The organism is Polyangium fumosum (genome assembly GCF_005144585.1).
In the GTDB taxonomy this organism is placed as follows: Bacteria; Myxococcota_A; Polyangia; order Polyangiales; family Polyangiaceae; genus Polyangium; species Polyangium fumosum.
In genome coordinates this window covers 98153-115340 of record NZ_SSMQ01000013.1, presented here as the reverse complement: position 1 = coordinate 115340, position 17188 = coordinate 98153, and the positions used below count along the sequence as shown (strand labels likewise).

At 70.5% G+C, this 17188-nt stretch carries 13 protein-coding genes; 7 read left to right on the top strand and 6 right to left on the bottom strand.

What is annotated here, in order from left to right:
* Positions 1-7: 7 nt before the first annotated feature.
* The 6 genes from E8A74_RS15015 (at position 8) to E8A74_RS14990 (ending at position 7868) form a co-directional block, all read left to right on the top strand.
* The gene (locus E8A74_RS15015) at positions 8-862 is read left to right on the top strand and encodes an outer membrane protein assembly factor BamD (protein WP_136929683.1); all 855 of its coding nucleotides are present in this window, start codon (positions 8-10) and stop codon (positions 860-862) included.
* A gap of 5 nt (positions 863-867) precedes the next feature.
* Entirely contained in the window at positions 868-1200 is a 333-nt protein-coding gene (locus E8A74_RS15010) for a hypothetical protein (RefSeq protein WP_136929682.1), read from the top strand.
* An 88-nt stretch (positions 1201-1288) separates the two neighbouring features.
* Complete coding sequence (gene greA / locus E8A74_RS15005; RefSeq protein ID WP_136929681.1) at positions 1289-1765, top strand: transcription elongation factor GreA; 477 nt, start codon at positions 1289-1291, stop codon at positions 1763-1765.
* Positions 1762-5103 (top strand): sulfatase-like hydrolase/transferase, encoded by a 3342-nt coding sequence (locus E8A74_RS15000; RefSeq protein WP_136929680.1) that lies wholly within the window; start codon positions 1762-1764, stop codon positions 5101-5103. The genes greA and E8A74_RS15000 overlap by 4 nt, the downstream gene beginning before the upstream one ends.
* Before the next feature lie 123 nt (positions 5104-5226).
* A complete protein-coding gene (locus E8A74_RS14995; RefSeq protein ID WP_136929679.1) occupies positions 5227-6543 on the top strand; it encodes a tetratricopeptide repeat protein in 1317 nt (438 codons plus the stop codon).
* A gap of 11 nt (positions 6544-6554) precedes the next feature.
* Positions 6555-7868 (top strand): outer membrane protein assembly factor BamB family protein, encoded by a 1314-nt coding sequence (locus E8A74_RS14990; RefSeq protein ID WP_232379559.1) that lies wholly within the window; start codon positions 6555-6557, stop codon positions 7866-7868.
* Between the two features lie 454 nt (positions 7869-8322).
* Here the strand turns inward: E8A74_RS14990 and E8A74_RS14985 are convergent, their stop codons facing one another.
* Both E8A74_RS14985 and E8A74_RS14980 read right to left on the bottom strand, forming a co-directional pair.
* Positions 8323-8871 carry a GNAT family N-acetyltransferase gene (locus E8A74_RS14985; protein ID WP_136929678.1) on the bottom strand — a complete coding sequence of 183 codons (549 nt, stop codon included), beginning with the start codon at positions 8869-8871 and terminating at the stop codon, positions 8323-8325.
* A 21-nt stretch (positions 8872-8892) separates the two neighbouring features.
* Positions 8893-10521, bottom strand: a complete 1629-nt coding sequence (locus E8A74_RS14980) for a hypothetical protein (protein ID WP_136929677.1) — start codon at positions 10519-10521, stop codon at positions 8893-8895.
* 291 nt (positions 10522-10812) lie between these two features.
* On the opposite strand from E8A74_RS14980, the gene E8A74_RS14975 reads away from it, so the two are divergent.
* Positions 10813-12591 carry a serine/threonine protein kinase gene (locus tag E8A74_RS14975; RefSeq protein ID WP_136929676.1) on the top strand — a complete coding sequence of 593 codons (1779 nt, stop codon included), beginning with the start codon at positions 10813-10815 and terminating at the stop codon, positions 12589-12591.
* 33 nt (positions 12592-12624) lie between these two features.
* Here the strand turns inward: E8A74_RS14975 and E8A74_RS14970 are convergent, their stop codons facing one another.
* The 4 genes from E8A74_RS14970 to E8A74_RS14955 form a co-directional block, all read right to left on the bottom strand.
* Positions 12625-13398 (bottom strand): hypothetical protein, encoded by a 774-nt coding sequence (locus tag E8A74_RS14970; protein ID WP_136929675.1) that lies wholly within the window; start codon positions 13396-13398, stop codon positions 12625-12627.
* 123 nt (positions 13399-13521) lie between these two features.
* The gene (locus E8A74_RS14965) at positions 13522-14649 is read right to left on the bottom strand and encodes a carboxylate-amine ligase (RefSeq protein ID WP_136929674.1); all 1128 of its coding nucleotides are present in this window, start codon (positions 14647-14649) and stop codon (positions 13522-13524) included.
* Complete coding sequence (locus tag E8A74_RS14960; protein WP_136929673.1) at positions 14646-16037, bottom strand: circularly permuted type 2 ATP-grasp protein; 1392 nt, start codon at positions 16035-16037, stop codon at positions 14646-14648. Before E8A74_RS14960 ends, E8A74_RS14965 begins: the two co-directional genes overlap by 4 nt.
* Complete coding sequence (locus E8A74_RS14955) at positions 16034-17014, bottom strand: ATP-grasp domain-containing protein (protein ID WP_136929672.1); 981 nt, start codon at positions 17012-17014, stop codon at positions 16034-16036. The genes E8A74_RS14960 and E8A74_RS14955 overlap by 4 nt, the downstream gene beginning before the upstream one ends.
* Positions 17015-17188 lie beyond the last annotated feature (174 nt).

The following is a 17188-nucleotide window of genomic DNA, read 5'->3' as shown; positions in this document are numbered from 1 at the left end:
GCGCGGGATGGGCAAGGTCTGCGGTTCGACGTCTTCGAGGCCCTCGGCGCGGTTCGCCCGAGCGCTCGGCTTCGTCGTCCCCCTTCTTCTCCTCGCGGCGGCGGGCTGCGATATCCAGGTCGGCGACGGGCGCAAGGCGACCCTCACCTACACGGACGACGCGCGCGCCGCCTACGAGGAGGCGATGCGCTCCTACCGCAGCAAGTCGTGGGAAGACGCGCGCGCCCTGTTCGCCGAGGTGCGCAAGCTCTTCCCGTACAGCCGCTACGCGACGCTCGCGGAGCTGCGCATCGCCGACGTCGAGTTCGAGCAGGAGAAGTACGCGGACGCCGTCTCGGCCTACCGCGAGTTCATCCAGAACCACCGCACGGATCGCGACGTCGAGTACGCGCGCTACCGCATCGCGAAATCGCTCTTCCGCGACATCGACGACACATTCCTCCTTCCGCCGCAGGAAGAGCGTGATCAAGGCACGGCGCTCGAGGCCTACCGCGAGCTCGGCGCGTTCCTGCGCGACAACCCGCGCAGCCGCTACGCGGAGGACGTGCGCAAGATGCACCAGGCCGTGCAAGGCCGGCTCATGCGGCACGAGCTCTACGTGGCGCGCTTCTACCTGCGGCAGGACATCTACCCGGCGACGATCGCGCGGATCGATCACGCGCTGAAGCTCTTCCCCGGCTCGACGCTCGAACCCGAGGCGCTCGTGCTCAAGGGCGAGACGTTGATGCGAATGGACAAACCCGACGACGCGCGCGCCGTCTTCCAGAAGGTGCTCGACGAGTACGGCGGGCCCTTCGCCGTGACGGCGAAGCGGTTCCTCGCGGAGCTCGACGCGCAAAAAGCGGGCAAGCAGGGAACCTAGTTCGAATGGACGCGTCGCAGAGGCGCCCCACGGCGGGCGTGCGGTACGCGCTCGTGCGCGGCGAGGGCGAGGAGGAAGGGGCGGGCGTGACCTACCGCGGGTTCGCGCACTTGCCCGACGTGGACTTGCCGCTCGAAATTCGCGTCGAGCAAGCGGGCGAGGGCGGCGCGGAAGGCCGCGCGAACGTGGCGGCGCGGATCGAGGGCGCAGCCGTCGGGGTGGACGTCGCGGGCCTGGAGAAAGCGGGCGCGGCGTTGGTCAAGGCGGCCCTGCGCGCGGCACGTGACGCCGGCAGGCCGATGCCGCGGCGGATCGTACGCTGGCGTGGCCCGAGCTGACGGGGTGGGCGCGGCTTCGGCGTGAACATGCTAAAGGGGATCGAAGGTTCGGCTCGGCGTGTCCGAGCGTCGTTTTCGAGGTGTTGCGATGTCTGAAAAGGTGCCCATGACGCCCGAAGGGCAAGCTCGGCTGCGCGAGGAGCTCGAGCGGCTCAAGAAGATCGAGCTCCCGCAGGTGGTCAAGGACATCAGCGTGGCCCGCGATCACGGCGACCTGTCGGAGAACGCCGAGTACCACGCCGCGAAGGAACGTCAGGGGCTCATCGTCGCGCGCATCACGTTCATCGAGCAAACGCTGAGCCGCGCAGAGGTCATCGACCCGAGCAAGCTGAGCGGCAGCAAGATCCAGTTCGGCGCCCGCGTGAAGCTCATGAACGTCGATTCGGACGAGGAAGTCGTCTACCAAATCGTCGGTCCCGAAGAAGCGGACATCAAGCAGAACCGCATCTCGGTGTCCTCGCCGCTCGCGCGCGCGCTCATCGGCCGTGAGGTCGGCGAGGAGGTCCGCGTCGTCATGCCGGCCGGGCCGCGCACCTACGAGATCCTCGAGATCATCTACGCATGACGAACCGCGGCGGGGAGGGCGCACACGTCCCGCCCGCCGCGCCTCGACCGAGCCGCGCGAAGGGTCGGCTCGCGGTCTCGGCGCCCAAGCCGGACCGGGACGGCGCGAGCGTGGCGCGGACGCGCGCGCGGACGCGGGATCTTCCACTCGGATGGCGGATCGCCGACGGCTATCTCGCGATCGGCGTGTTCCTGCTGATCGAGCTCGTCGTCATCGGCATTGTCTTCCGGCGTGAGCTCGTCGGGCTGCACGAGCTCACGCTCGCGCTCGGAAAGCTGTGGCCGATCGCGTTTGCGGCGGCCGCGCCGATCGCGGCGATCGGCGGGGTTATCGTCGAGCTCGCGCGTCACGCGGAAGGACGCTGGGGCAGGGTCGGGTTTGCGCTCGCCGCGGCAGGTTTCGCCGGTGCCGTGGCGTTCGGCGTGTCCACGGGGCGCCTCCTGTCCGGGTCTCTCCGCGCGCCGTTCGTGGGGATCGTCGCCGCCGTCGCGTTCGCCGGCGTGTTCGTGATCGGGCCGCTCGTGGCGCGGGCGCTCGCGCCGAAGCCGCGACGCACGTTCAGCTTGGGTGTCTTTCTCGGCGTGATCGCGCTGCTCTTCGCGATCGAGCTCGTCAACCTGCTCGTCCTGCCGCGGCTGTATCCGGCGTTCCATCGTGGCCTCGCGCTCCTCGCGCTCCTCGTCGCACCGTTCGCCACCGTCGCGTGGGACGCGCCGCGGCGAACGCGACCCGGGAGCACGGACGATCCCGAAGGGCCGATCGCGCCGGTCGGCATGAAGCTCGCGCGCGCGGCGCTCGCGCTCGGCTTGTTCGCTTTGTCCGCAGCGGCTTCGCCCTCGGCGGCGGAGCGTCTCGCGCCCGCGGACAACGTGCGGCTCGTGTACCTGACGCGCGCGCCGGTGCTCGCGAATGCCGTGGAGATCGCGGCCGCGCTCTCGCCGCCGCCGCCGCTCGACGACGCGCCGCTCGTCATGAACCAGGGGCAGGCGGGGCGCGCGGTGGATCTCGCGGGCCGCGACATCGTGCTCGTCACGATCGACGCGCTGCGCGCCGATCACGTCGGTGCCTACGGCTACGGGCGAAAAACCACGCCGACGATCGATGCGCTCGCGGCCGAGGGTGTGGTCTTCGAGCGGGCCTACACGCCGACGCCGCACACCTCGTACGCCGTCACCTCGCTGATGACGGGCAAGTACATCCGCCCGCTCGTGCTGCAGGGGCTCGGCGCCGACTCCGAGACGTGGGCCGGGCAGCTCCGCCGTTACGGCTACAAGACCGCGGCCTTCTTCCCGCCGGCGGTCTTTTTCATCGACGCCGAGCGCTTCGGCGCGATCCGCGAGCGTGGGCTCGACTTCGAGTACCGCAAGGTCGAGTTCGCGAGCGCCGATCGCCGCGCCAAGCAGGTCGAGTCGTACCTCGACGGCGTCGACAAGGACGCCCGCGTCTTCTTGTGGGTGCACCTCTTCGAGCCGCACGAGCCTTACGAGACGCACCCCGAGCACGACTTCGGCGATCGCGACATCGATCGCTACGATGCGGAGATCGCCGCGGCGGACGCGGGCCTCGGCTCGCTCCTCGCTGCGGTGCGCGCGCGAAGGCCGGGCGCGGTGGTGATCGTGAGCGCCGATCACGGCGAGGAGTTCCAGGATCACGGCGGCCGCTACCACGGCACCACGGTCTACGAGGAGCAGGTCCGCGTGCCGCTCGTGGTGCATGCGCCGGGGCTCCTTGCGCCGCGGCGCGTGTCGGCTCCCGTGCAGCTCGTCGATCTGCTGCCGACGGTGCTCTCGGGGCTCGACATCCCGCGGCCGGCGCGCGTGCGCGGCGCGGATCTCGGGCGCGCGCTCGTGGGCACGGCCACGAGCCCGGAGGACGCGCGCGGCTTCGCGTTCGCCGAGACGGAGACGATGACCATGCTGGCGCGTGGGTCCCTCCGGCTCGTTTGTGCTCGAAGGATTGGCGCGTGCGCGCTCTACGACGTGGAGCGGGATCCGACGCAGACGCGGGATCTCTCGGGCGCGCGCGCCGCCGACATGGCCGACATGCGCACAGAGCTCCGCGGCGTGGAGGCCTCGCACGGGCGGTACGAGATCGCAGGGCTGCGCAGCGAGGGCAAGGGTTGGCCCGAGGCGCTCCGGCGCGGGATCGCGGGGGATGCGGACGCAGCGCTCGACGTGGCCGCGTTGCTCGACGACGCGGACGTGCTCATCCGGCGCAAGGCCGCCGAGGTTCTGTTTGAGCTCCAACGGCCCGAGGTCTCGCCGACGATGCGGCTCGCGCTCGTGCGGGACGAGGACGACGAGGTGCGGCGCTGGTCGGCGCTCACGCTGACGAGGCTCGGTGAGGGTGCGCCGCGTACGCGTGAGCTGCTCGAAGATCGGGATCCCCGGTGGCGGCGCCTCGCGGCGCTCGCGCTCGCCGAGGGCGGAGACGGCCGCGGCGAGGACGATCTCGTGGCATGGTTCCGCGAGGCGTACGGCAAGCGCGCACAGAAGCGCGAGGTGATCCCATTCGAACGGGCGAAGGAGATCGTCGCGGCGCTCGCGAAGATCCGCGCCAAGTCCGCGCTCCCCGTGCTCATCACGGCGCTCGACGACGTCCGCCTGCGGCCGCATGTGGCCGAGGCGCTCGCTGCGATCGGCCAGGACGCGGCCCGCCCCGCGCTCGCCGAGCACCTCGCGACCGAGCGCTACCAGCACGCGCGTGTCGCGCTCTCCGAGGCGCTCGTCACGCTCGGCGCCGGCCCCGAGCTCCGCGCCCCGCTCATCCGGCTGCTCGGCGTGCCGGATCCGTTGCCGAACGGCCTGCGGATCGCGCTCCAGGCGGACGTGCTCGAGCTCGTCGGGGGGCCGCGGGAGCGCGACCTCGAAAAACTCCGGCGGTTCGCGCGGAGTGGCGTCGCGGTCGGTATGGTCGTGCCGAAGTCCGAGGGCGGCGGCGACGCGCTGCGCGTCCTCTGCCGCGCGCGTTCGAACGACGACCGGCCCGGCGAGATCCGCTTCGGGGTGGGGACGCGCCGGCTCGTGAGCAGCGGCGATCGCGAGACGGGCGGCCTCGTTCCCAAGCGCGCGCCCGAGCTCGATGCGCGCACCGCGGCGACGCTTTACGTGCCGCCGGGCGACAAGCCACAAGAGGTCTTCGCGCCGCTGCCCGCGGCGGTGAAGGTGCGCCCCGGTCAGCACGGCGAGTTCGTCGTCTACGCGACGCAGAACGTGGAGCTCTCGGCCTGCGCGGTCGTCCCGCTCGTCGCCGAGCTGCCTCCGCCGCCGCCCGAGCCGTGGACGCCCGAGGAGGGCGGGGAGGGCTCATCCGACGGGGATCCTCCGCAAAATCCGTGACTTTTGTCACGAACGGGCAGGGGACGGAGGCGCCGCGCGTGGCCCCCGGACGACCACGGAAGTCCCGCGGAAACCGCGATGAGGCCGATTGACGCCGGGGGCGGCGCGGCTAGAGTCCCGAGCGTGTCGCGAGAGGACAAGCAGTCGGAAGAGGGCCGCGCGAAGCGCGAGGACGAGGACGCGCGCGAGGCGGAGACCTCGGGGGACGACGAGCCTTCGAAGGCTCATGCGTCGGAGTCCGAGGATGAAGCCGCGCAGCGTGTCGCCGCAGCGCTCGGCGTCGCGGGGGAAGAGGACGCCTCGATCGAAGGCGGCGATGCGGCCGCGGAGCCCGACGAGGGCGAGAAGGAAGAAGAGGCCGCGAAGCCGAACCGCGCGGCACGCAGGCGCGAGGATGCGCTCGCGCGGCGCAAGAAGCGCGTCGGCGGTACGGCGGCTGCGGAGGACGACGCGGCCCTGCCTCGCGACAAGAACGCGCGCGCCAAGGAGTTGCTGAAGCGGCGCCGCGAGCAGGCGGACGCGGCCGAGCGCCGCCCGGTCGCGAGCTCGCTCGACGCGGGCGAGATGGTCGACGACGCGCTCGCGCGAAGCGCCTCCGCCGTCACGAAGTGGCTCAAGGCGAACGTCGGGGTCCTCCAGTGGGTGGTCCTCGCGGCGATCGTCGGCGCGGGCGGATATGCCTTCTGGTCATCGCGCTCCGACAAGAAGCTCGGGGATGCCTCGTCGGATCTCTTTACGGGCGTCGCTGCGAATCGCGGTCTCGTGATGGAAGAGGACAAGCGCCCCGACGATCAGAAAGAGATCGACCCGACGCGCGTCTTCAAGAACGAAGCCGACAAGGCGCAGGCTGCGCTCGACGCGTACGGCAAGGTCATCGACAAGCACGCCGGCACGGGCGCGGCGCTGCTCGCGCGGCTCGGCCAGGGCGGCACGTACCTCGAAAAACGCGACTGGGACAAGGCGCTCGAGGCCTACGCGTCCGTGCTTTCGTCGCCGCTCGCGGCCGCGGATCCGGACGTGAAGGGGCGCGCCACCGAGGGCATCGGATACGCCAAGGAAGGCAAAGGAGATCTCGACGGTGCGATGGCGAGCTTCAAGGAGCTCGCGGGCATCGACGTCAAGGGATACAAGGACCTCGCGACCTATCACGAGGCGCGTGTCCTCTTCGCCAAGGGCAACAAGGACAAGGCGAAGGAGGTCCTGAAGCCGCTCGACGAGAAGCTCGCGCTCCCGAGCAAGGAGCCCGAGCCGCTCGAGTACCTCAAGGGCGCGGTGCACGATCTCATGGTCCAGATCGATCCGGCCGCCGCAGCCGCGCAACAGCCGGCGTTCGGGGGCGGCGCGGGGGCGCCTTTGCCCGCCGACATCCAGGAGAAGGCGCGGCGCATGGTCGAGGAGGCCCAGAAGAAGGCGGCCCAGCAGCAGGGCGGGACGCCGTGATCGAGCGAAGCGTGAGGGCTCCCGTCGCGATCTCGCGTGGCGTTCTCGCGGCCGTCGCGGCCCTCGCGCTCCCGCTCTTCGGCTGCGAGAGCCTGAGCATCCCGGCGACACCGCAGGTCCCGACGTGGCTGCACCACCCGGGCGGCACGCTCTCGATCACGTACCGAAGGCCGCTGACGGCCGAGTCGCGCCAGCAAGCCGAGGTCTACGAGCGCGGCCAGCCCGCGATCGACGTCGCCGGCCGGCGCGTCTTCGTCCCGTCGAGCGACAACGGCCTGTACGCGCTCCGCGTCGAGGACGGCTCGACGATCTGGCGCTTCGAGACGATGGGGCCGGTGCAGAGCGAGCCGCTCTTCGACGCCGATGAGGACGTCGTCTACTTCGGCTCGAACGACGGCGCAGTTTACAAGGTGAACGCGACGAACGGCCGCATGCTCTGGCGGTTCGCGACGAACGCCGAGGTGGGCCGGAAGCCGGTGCTGCGGAACGGCGTAGTCTATGTCACCAACGCGAACGACACGCTGATCGCGATGAACGCGGCGACCGGGGCGCTCAAGTGGCACCAGCACCGGACGCCGGCGTTCGGCATGGAGTCCGCCGGGTACGCGGGGCCGGCGCTCGGGCGGGACAAGGTTTACACGGCGTACTCGGACGGCGTGGTGCTCGCGTACGACCTCGAAGACGGTTCGGAGCAGTGGCCGGCCGTGGATCTCGCGGCCGAGGCGGAGCAGCAGGCCGGCGGTGATACGCCGCGTTATCTGGACGTGGACACGACACCGCTGGTGGCACGGATCACCTCGGGTGAGGTCGTGTTCGTGGGCAGCTACGCGGGCGGCGTGTACGCGCTCGACGCGGAGAACGGCACGCGGGCGTGGGTGAACGAGAAGGCCGTCGGGGTGACGGAGCTCGTTTTGTGGGAGCAGCCGGCGCACGCGCCGCGGACGGGGCCGCTTCCGTCGGTCCCGGGGCAGCGGATCCTGTTCGCTGCGAGCGGGATCACCGGACTTTGGGCGCTCGATCCGAATGACGGGCGGACGCTCTGGCGGCGGAACCTGCCGGAGGGCGGGATCACGGCGCCGGTCCCGGTGGCGGGCGCGCTGCTCGTGGGGACGACGCGGTACGGCTTGTTCCTGTTTTCGCCCGTGACGGGTGGGCTCATCGACGGAATCCTGCCGGGCGGCAGCTTCGCGATGACCCCGGCGGCGTTCGGGGTGCGGGCGTTCGTGGTGGGCAACGGCGGTTCGTTCCTCAGCGTGCTGGTCACGCCGCCGGCGCCGGCGCCGGCCGACACGACGATGAGCTGGCTCGGCGGCAAGGGCGGCTGACGAGACCGGGGCGGAGAGGCGTCCGGGGGGACGCCGCCGCCGGAGCGTGGAACGGCGGGGACAGAAGGCGACGGCCGTGGCGACCGGACGTGAGGCCGAGGTGTGCGCGCGCGTCGCGCGGCCGCCGTGTGTCCAAACGAACCCGAGGAACTCCTGGTTTCAGGCCTGTTTTCGGCTCGGATCCCCTTCCTCCGGGTCCGTTTACATTTCGCATAAGATACATTATGTCAACTCGCGCGATCCGCCTCAGAGCAGATGTGGACGCCCCGCCGGACATGGCGACGGACACGCTCGCGGAACCGACGCGGACCAACCCGGACCCTGGCCGAGCGCCCCGAGTTCGACCTCGTCCCCGGTCCGTCGGCCTCATCCGGAAGACACACGTCTCCCCTCGACGCGCACCGCGCCCCCGCCCGCCCCTCGTGCTCCGCCGTCCCGACCTACCGGCCGGACGTCACTGTGCCCGGAACGACTTCCAGATCAGGACCTCGCCAGGCCTCGTCAGCGGACGCCCGCCCGAACGTTCCTCGCGCCACGCGAGCACCTTCCGCGACGCCTGCTCCCCGAGCTGCGTGTAGCCATGGTGCGCGTAGAACCCCTGCGCCCACGTGGCTTTCTCGAACATCCGCGCGATCGCGTCATTCAGCCCACAGCCCAGCGCGTCCTCCTCGAACTTCTGGAGCAGCCGCGTCCCCACGCCGAAGCGCTGGAACTGCGGGTGCACCGAGAGCTCTTCGAGGTACGCGACGCCCGGCGACTCGTCCCGCCACGCGAGGTAGCCGGCGACCTCGTGATCGGCCTCGGCCACGAAGACGTTGTGATGCCGCGGCAGATTCGCGATGTCGTTCCAGGTCCGCGGCGGCACCTCGGCCGCGTCGAAGCCGAGGTCGTGGTACATCGCCGTGCACGCCTTCTCGAGCGCCACGAGATCGCTGACTTGCGTCTCCTGGAGCTTCGTGATGCGGATGCGTTGCGGCCTCACTCGATCCGATGCGTCCGTCATGGGTGATCCCCTTCCGAGCTTCTAAAGGCCCACGAGGCGGCCGATCACGGCGGCGTCCTCGTCTCCCGCGGGAACGAGCAAGGCGACGGCCGTGCCGGGCGGCGGGCTCTGGCCCGGCGCGAGCGGGACGACCCGAATTTCCCCTTCCCGACCGACCACGGCGACCCGAACCGCGACGACCAGAGCCACGCGCGGGACGATCGGCGCGGCCGCGCCCGGCACAGGCGCGGGCGCAGACGCAGCCACAGGCGCGGGCGCGGCAGCTGGGCCCGGGACGTTCACGGGAGCCACGGGGCGTACCGGCGTGCGAGCGACACGGGCCGGCGCAGGCGTGACCGCCGCGACGGGCACGGGCGCGGGCGCAACGGGGGCGATCGGAGCTGCCACCGACGCAGGCGCCGGCGCGGCCACCGGCGCAGGTGCGGCGGCGGGCGCAGGTGCGGCCGCGGGTGCGGGCGCAGGCGCGGCGGCGGGCTCTTGCGCGGGCGTCACCGGGATGCGGCCGAGATCCTGGCCGGAGAGCACGTTCGTCTCGCCGTCGAGGTCATCGACCGGAATGTCGAACAGCTCGTTATGCGCCTGCGGAGCCGTGATCTCTTCCTCGAGGGGCGGCGGCGGCGGCGCGACGGGCGGCGCCGAGGGGGCAAAGTCGCCCCAGGCCTGGTCGATCACGGTCGTCTTCGGGGTCGCGCGTTTCGGACCCCCCGCGGCGGGCGCGGGAGCTGCGGTCACAACCGGCGGAGCGGCGGGAGCGGCGGGCGCGGCGGGCGCACGAGGGCCAGTGCGCGCAGCCGCAGGATCGACCGCAGCCATGGCGGCGGCACTCTTTCGAGCACCCGTGCGTGACGGAAGCCGCTTGCGGGGCCCCGGCACCCCGGGAGCCCTGCCCGGCTGCGCAGGCGCCTCAGCGGTCGCAGGCGCAGCAGGTGCAGGCGTGGCAGCGACGGGCGCAGCAGGCGCAGCGCGCGGGATGGCGATGGCCGGGAGCACGGCGGGCGCCACGCCACCCGTATTCGGCCGCACGTGGCTCTGCGGGCCAACCGACGGAGGCGCGGGCGTGACGGCCGGCGGCACCGCAGGACGCGCGCCCCGCGGCAAGGGCGGAGGCGGCGGAGCGCCCCGCGTCACAGGGGTCGGCGTGGCCGGCGCTTGCGGCATGGGCGGCTGGGTCACGAGCGGAGCGCGCGGCGCGGGCGCGGACACGGCCACCCCACGCCCGGGCGGGAGCGGCGGCGGGACCGAACGACTCGGCGGCGGCGGCGGCGTCGAACGAAGCGGCGCAGGCGGAGCCTGGGGGGCCGACTCGGGCGCGGGCGCAGCTTGCGGAACGGGCGGAGGTGCAGCTTGCGGCGGCGGCGCGGGCGGCGGCGGCGCGGCCGCGGTTTGCGGCGCAGGTGCGGGTGCAGGCGCAGCTTGCGGCGCGGCCGCGGCCGCAGCCGCGAGCTGGGGCGCGATGTCCGCGGCCGCCTTGAAGAGCTCGAGCGACCGCATGTCCTTGTCCGCGTCGGAGGCTTGCTCCGCGGCGCGCTTCAGCCAGCGCAGCGCTTCGGCTCGCTCCCCGCGGCCCCACAGCGCGGAGGCCGTCGACAGCGCCCAGTGGACATCCTCGTCGTCGTCGTCTTTCGGGGGCGGGATCGGGCTATCAACCATGGTCGTCGCGCTCGTTTGCCTCGCAGTTTGCCCATACCACGACTCTCCTCGCGCCGTCTCTCGCCGCGCACGGGCCCGCCCCGGCGTGTGCCCCCGCCCCTCCGGACCCCCCCCGAATTTTCTTCGCTCGCACCTCTCGCTTGTGCGGAAAACCCCTTCGCATGCCGATTCCGCTGCTTCACTCTTGAGCCGCGAGCGGCGATCGTGACACCCTCCCCTGCGCGGTAGCCTTCGCTCCCCTTTTCCCTCGCGGTCCCGCTGCCGAGGACGCATCCCAGAGGATCCTCGTTCGTGCTTCATAACCGAGATCTCAAGCCCGGCGTCACGCTAGGACGCTACGAGATCCTCATGCCCGTGGCGCAGGGCGGGATGGCCGCCGTGTGGGCCGCGCGCATGGTCGGCTCGCGCGGCTTCCAGAAGCTCGTCGCCATCAAGACGATGCTGCCGGGCCTCTCGGAAGATCCCGAGTTCGAGGCGATGTTCCTCGACGAGGCGCGGCTCGCGGCGCGCATCCGGCACCCGCACGTCGCCGAGATCCTCGATCTCGGCGACGAGAACGGCGTGCTCTACATCGTGATGGAGTGGATCAACGGAGAGTCGCTCTTCGTGATCAACCGCAACGCCAAGGATCAAGGTGGCTTCCCCCTCCCCTTGTTCCTGCGCATGCTCTCGAGCGCCTGCGCGGGCCTGCACGCCGCGCACGAGATGCGCGACGACGACGGCCGCCCGCTCGGCCTCGTGCACCGCGACGTGAACCCGGCGAACGTCATGGTCTCGTACGACGGGATCGTGAAGATCGTCGACTTCGGCGTCGCGAAGGCCACGGCGAGCGTCACCATCACGCGCGTGCCCGGCATGCTGAAGGGCAAAGCGCACTACATGTCGCCCGAGCAGATCCGCGGCGATCGGCTCGATCGACGCTCCGACATCTTCTCGCTCGGGATCCTCATGTACGTGATGATCACCGGGCGCCACCCGTTCAAGGCGAGCACGGATAAGCAGACGATGGACAACATCGTCGGCACCGAGCCCGTCCCGATCCGCGATCTCGTCCCCTCGGTGCGCCCCGATCTCGAAGCCGTGGTGATGCGCGCCCTCGCGAAGCGCGTCGACGATCGCTGGTCCGACTGCGCCGAAATGCAACGCGCGCTCGATCAGATCACGAACGCCATCGGTGCGGCCGTGACCGATGGCGACATGGCTTCGTTCGTGCGCAACCTGATGGGCGAGCGCTCGTCGCAGCGCCGCGCGGAGATCGCCGCCGCGATCCAGGCCGCGGACGCGCGCGGGGTCGAAGCCGCGGAAGCGCCTGCATCGCGGAAGGCCGAAGGGCCCACGTCACGCCGGCGCAGCGGCGGCACGCCATCGTCGCGCGGCGCTTCGCTCGAAGGCATCATCCCGATCACGCTCGACGGCGGAGATGTCGCGCCTCCTCCGCCTCCGGTGATCGTCGTCCCCAGCGTGCCGCCTCCCCCGCCGTCTGCGCCGGCGGCGCTCGTCACGTCGAAGCGCAAGCCGTCCGTCTGGCCGTGGCTCGTGCTCGTGCTCGTCGCCGCGCTCGGCGGCGCAGGCGCGGCGCTTCGCATGGGCCACCTGCCCGGGGCCGAACCGCTCGTCCCGCCGGCCCTCCGCTGGCTCCTGCCTCCGCCCAAGGCCGAGGCCACGCCGGCCCCCGCGCCTCCTCCGCCGCCTGCGAGCGTCGCGCCTGCGCCGAGCGCCGTGATGAGCGCGAGCGCCGCTCCTTCCGCGACCGCGCCGAGCGAGGACACGCTCGCCCTCGATGCAGGCGCGCCGAGCGACGCCGGCAGCGATGCAGAGAGCGATGCCGGACCCGACGCAGGGACCGACGCAGGCGACGCGGGCTCCGACGCGCTCGACGGCGGCTTGCCCGACGGCGGCGGCTACAGGTTTCTCCCGCCGAACCCCGGCGGCGGCTGGAAGCGCATCGACGGCCTCTGGTATCCGCCCCCGTGGTGGAGACCGCCGTCACGCCTGCCGGGCGGAGCCACGACGGCCGCGCCGACGGGCGGCGCGCCCAAGGTCGACACGAACGATCCGTACGGCGACTAGCCCGCCGCCTTCCGCGGCGGGCCGAGCGTCTCCTCAGTACAGGCCGGTCTGCTCGGGCAAACAGACGCCCATCGCGCACAGGAGCAGATCGACGTCCGCGCCCGCGCAGCTCACCTGACGCGCGCAGTAGTCATCGTATGCACACAAACGATGGCAGGACTGATCCGACCCGAGCGCGCGCACGTTCATGAGGCAAGCCCAGCCGGACGTCAGCCACAGGCCCTCGGGCTTGTCGAAGAGGCAGACCTCCTTGCGCTCCTCGGAGTCGTAGACCTCGGCCGTGCAGGCGTCGCGCTCGATCTTCTCGCGCGACTTGCCCATCGTGTTGAGCATGTACGTGAAGTCGCAGGCGCCTGCCGACGTCGTGTCGCGCGAGACGCGGTAGCGCAGCGAAGGGATGTCGAGCGAGCGTTGACGCACGCCTCGGAGCATCGCGACGAACTGGTTGTTGCCGCCGTCTTCCTTCGGCCCTTCGCGCAGCGCCGCGAGGATCTGCTCGTTCTGCGCCTCGACGCCGGGGTCGTCTTTGTCCGAGTAGCCGAGCCGGATGTACTTCTCGGGCGTCTTCGTCGTGCACGGCTTCGCGTGCTCCCAGAGCTTCTCGCTCACGACGGGCGGGCGCTTCGTCCCCTCACGCTTGCACACCCCGATCGCGCCCGCGGGCACGGCCCCCGAAGCACGATCGGTCGGCTGACCCGGCGGCTCCTGGATGAACTCCGTGGACGTGCAGCTCACCGCTCCCACGGACACCACGAGCCCCGTCACGGCGAGGGCGGCGACCCGATGCAACGCTCTCTTCGTTCCCACGAGCGCACGGTATCACCGCGGAGGGCCCGGACAGAAATCCTCGGTGACGAAAGGCGCCTGACCGAAGGCCAAGTACCCGGATCTTTTCGATTTTTGGACGAGGATGGGCGCAAACGGGAGCGCTCAGGCGCCCATCGCGGTCTGCTCGATCAGATGATCGACGATGGCCTGCACGCTCTGCGTCTTCTGGAAGACGGCGAGCTGTTTGTCCGCGCTCGTCCCCTCCCGGAGGATGCCGCGGATGCGATCCAGATCGGCCTCGGACTTGAAGATGGCCGCGGCCTCCTCGACGAAGTCGAGCAGCTCGCCGATGAGCACGCGCACAGGCAACTGCTCCTGCTTGCCGAAGTCGATGAGCTGGCCGTCGATGCCGTAGCGCAGCGCGCGCCACTTGTTCTCCTCGATGAGCTCGCGCGCGTACTCGCGGAAGCCCATGTTCTTCCGGTAGAGCAGGTAGAGCTTGCCCATGAGCGCCTGGATGAGCGCCGTCAGCGCGACGGTGTCGTCGATGCGCGTCGTCATGTCGCAGATGCGCACCTCGACCGTGTCGAAGAACGGATGGGCGCGGACGTCCCACCAGATCTTCTTCGCGTTGTCGATACAGCCCGTCTTCACGAGCAGCTCGACGTACGACTGGAACTGCGCGTACGAGTCGAAGTGGCCCGGGATGCCCGTGCGCGGGAAGCGCTTGAAGATCTCGCTGCGGATGCTCTTCAGGCCTGTCGCGCGGCCGAGCCAGAACGGCGAGCTCGTCGAGAGCGCGAGGAGGTGCGGCAGGAAGTAACGGACCTGGTTCGCGAGCGCCATCGCGACCTCCTTGTCCTTGATGCCGACGTGGACGTGGAGGCCGAAGATCAGGTTCGCGCGCGCGACGTCCTGCAGGTCCTCGACGATCACCTTGTAGCGCTCGCCGTCGGTGATCTCCTGCTTCTTCCAGTCGCTGAAAGGATGCGTGCCGGCCGCGACGATCCGGAGGCCGTGCTTGCCCGCGAGCGCGCTGAGCTCCCCGCGCAGCTCGCAGATCTCCTGGCGCGCTTGCCGGATGTCGCGGCAGATGCCCGTGCCCGTCTCGACGACGGACTGGTGCATCTCGGGCCGCACGCGCTCGCGCAGGACCGAGTGCTTCCCCCCCTCGAGGAGCTGACTCACGTACGAGCGGAGCTCGCGCGTCTCGGGGTGGACGATCTGAAACTCTTCCTCGATGCCGAGCGTGAATTGACCGTCGAGCAGACCCTGGACCGTGGTGCTCATGAATCTCCCTCGATGATGAACGTGGGGACCGTTCCCGCCCCCGCATGAACGTTACACATGTTCGTCGCGGATAACCTGCCCAGCATACCGCCGAGCTCGCCGCGAAACAGGATCGGATCGAGCTCGATGTGGCGCCGCGAGAAGTAGAGCTCGCCCGCCGCGCCGACCTCCGGAAACATCGCCGTCGGCAGCGAAACGCGGAGCTGCAAAACGGACGGATCGACGAGCGCGAGCTTCAACGCTCGCTCCCACACGCTGCTCTCCACGTTCGCGCCGATCACCACGCCGCGGCCGCCGACCTCGTCGTTCGGCTTGATCACGAGGCGCGCGCGGTTGTCACGCGCCCACGGGACGAGGTCGATCTCCTCGCCGTCCGGGCCTTCGGTCTTCATCTCCTCGACGCGCCTCGTCCACGGGATGAACTGGTGCACGGCGACGCTCTCGTCCTTCGTGTAGAGCGACATCACGCGCGGATCGAAGAGCAAGGCGAAGAGGACCTTCTTGTCGAGCAGCTTCGCGCGAAAGCTGTTCACGACGCACACGACGCGCGCCTTGTACGCCTCGATGAGCGGCCGTACCTCGTCCTCACGGCCGAGCAGCTCGCTCGTGAGCACGCGGCGGTAGACGAGATCGATCTCCTCGCCCTTCGCCGAGAGCTTGCCGTCGCGGTACTCGAGCTCGCGTGGATCGACGAAGCGCGCCGGGATGCCGTGCAGCCGGAAGCGCTCGCAGATCATGTCGAACTCGGTCCGCGTCGCGACCTCCTGCCAGTCGACGACGGCGACCTTCGGGACGTGCGTCCCGCCGAACTCGTGCCACGCGTCGAGGATCGATCCGACGAGGGAGTTGCCCGCGTAGACCGGCGTGATCGGCGAGATGCGGGCGAACTCGCGCATCGGCTGGAAGGCCTCGAAGAGCTCGGTGAGCCGGTCGGCGTAGCTCGGGCCGAAGGCGCCCTCGGCGTTGAGCTCGACGAACGAGAGATCGGAGCCTGCGAGGATCGCGTCGAGGCGCGTGACGACGCCGACGGACTCGAAGGCCGGGTTGTAGGAGAAGAGCCGCCGCTCGCCGTCGGTCAGACCCATGAGCTCGAGAAGCGTGGGGTCCGCGAGGACGAGATCCTTCGCCTTGATGACGGCGCTGCGGAAGTGCCGGAGCGCTCCGAGGAGCAGGTTGTACTGGGCGCGGAGGACGAAGTTCGGGCGGAGGAACGTGCAGAGAGGACGACCAGCGAAGACGGCGCCTCGCGCCACCATGCGCTCGAGCAGGGCGAGGTGATCCTCGCCCCCTCGATCTACGTAAGCCGTGAGCGCGTCGTGGTAGCGGTCGACGGCTGCGTCGAGCGCGGCGGTGAAGGGGTGCTTCGACGGCCGCTCGTGGTGGGTCACGTGCTTCTATCCCACCGGATGGGTTCGACTTCGGCCGCCATCTTGCTCCAGGCGTAACGGTCGCGGATCGTGCGGCCTTCCTTGGCGGCGCGGACGCAGAAGTCGACCATCCAGTCGGTGACCGTGTCGAAGAAGCGCTCGCCGAGGTGCTCGATGTGCATGTCGGGCGCGGGGTTCGTGAAGTCGATGGCGTAGGGGACGCCATCCTTGATGGCGAACTCGACCGAGTTCATGTCGTAGCCGAGCGCGTGGTTCAGGCGCAGCGCGTCGTTGACGATGCGGTCGTGCAGATCCTGCGGCAGCCAGCGCTCCTGGTCGCGGAAGATGTAACGACCGCGGAGCCCGGTCGGGCCGATTTGCTTCGGGTCGTACTGGATCGTGAGGACACGCTCGCGGCCGATGCAGATACAGCGCGCGTAGTCGTCGAAGTCGATGAACTCCTGCAGCGTCATCACGTTGAGGTTCGAGTCGTTGTACGCGCGGAGCAGATCCCCCGGCGTGCGCACGACCGTCACGTCCTTCCAGCCGCCGCCGTCGGCGGGCTTGAGGATCGCGGGGAACTTCACGTAGTCGACGATCGCTTCCCAGTTCAGCGGGAACTCGAGGTTGCGCAGCGAGCGGTTCTTGTCGATCGCGGGGATGTAGTCCTTCTGCGGGAGCATCACCGTGCGCGGCGTGGCGACGCCGAGGCGCGAGGCGAGCGAGTAGCCGAAGAACTTGTCGTCGGCGCTCCACCAGAGGGGGTCGTTGATGACGTACGCGCCGCCGAGCGCCGCGGCCTTGAGGTAGAAGCGGTAGTGCTTGACCTCCTGGCTGATGCGGTCGACGAGGACGCGGTACGGAGAGACGAAGCGCTCCGGCGTCCCTCCGATCTTCGCGAACTCCGCGTGGATGCCCGGGACCCGGTTGCACCGATCGATGAACGCCTGGGGGAAGGACTGCTCCCAGCCAGCGAGAATGCCGATCCGCTCCGTCATGCGACTCTCCGTTCCTCCTCGGGCCGCCCGAAGCGGCCAGGGCGCGCCTTCGATCGTGCGCCCGCGCCGTCGACTCTAGCCCGATTGTCCGGGCGGGCGGAAGTTTGGCGTGGCGGGATCCGCCCCAGAAAAAAACCTCTTGACGGAAAAGGCTCCCTGAGTAGACTCCGCGGC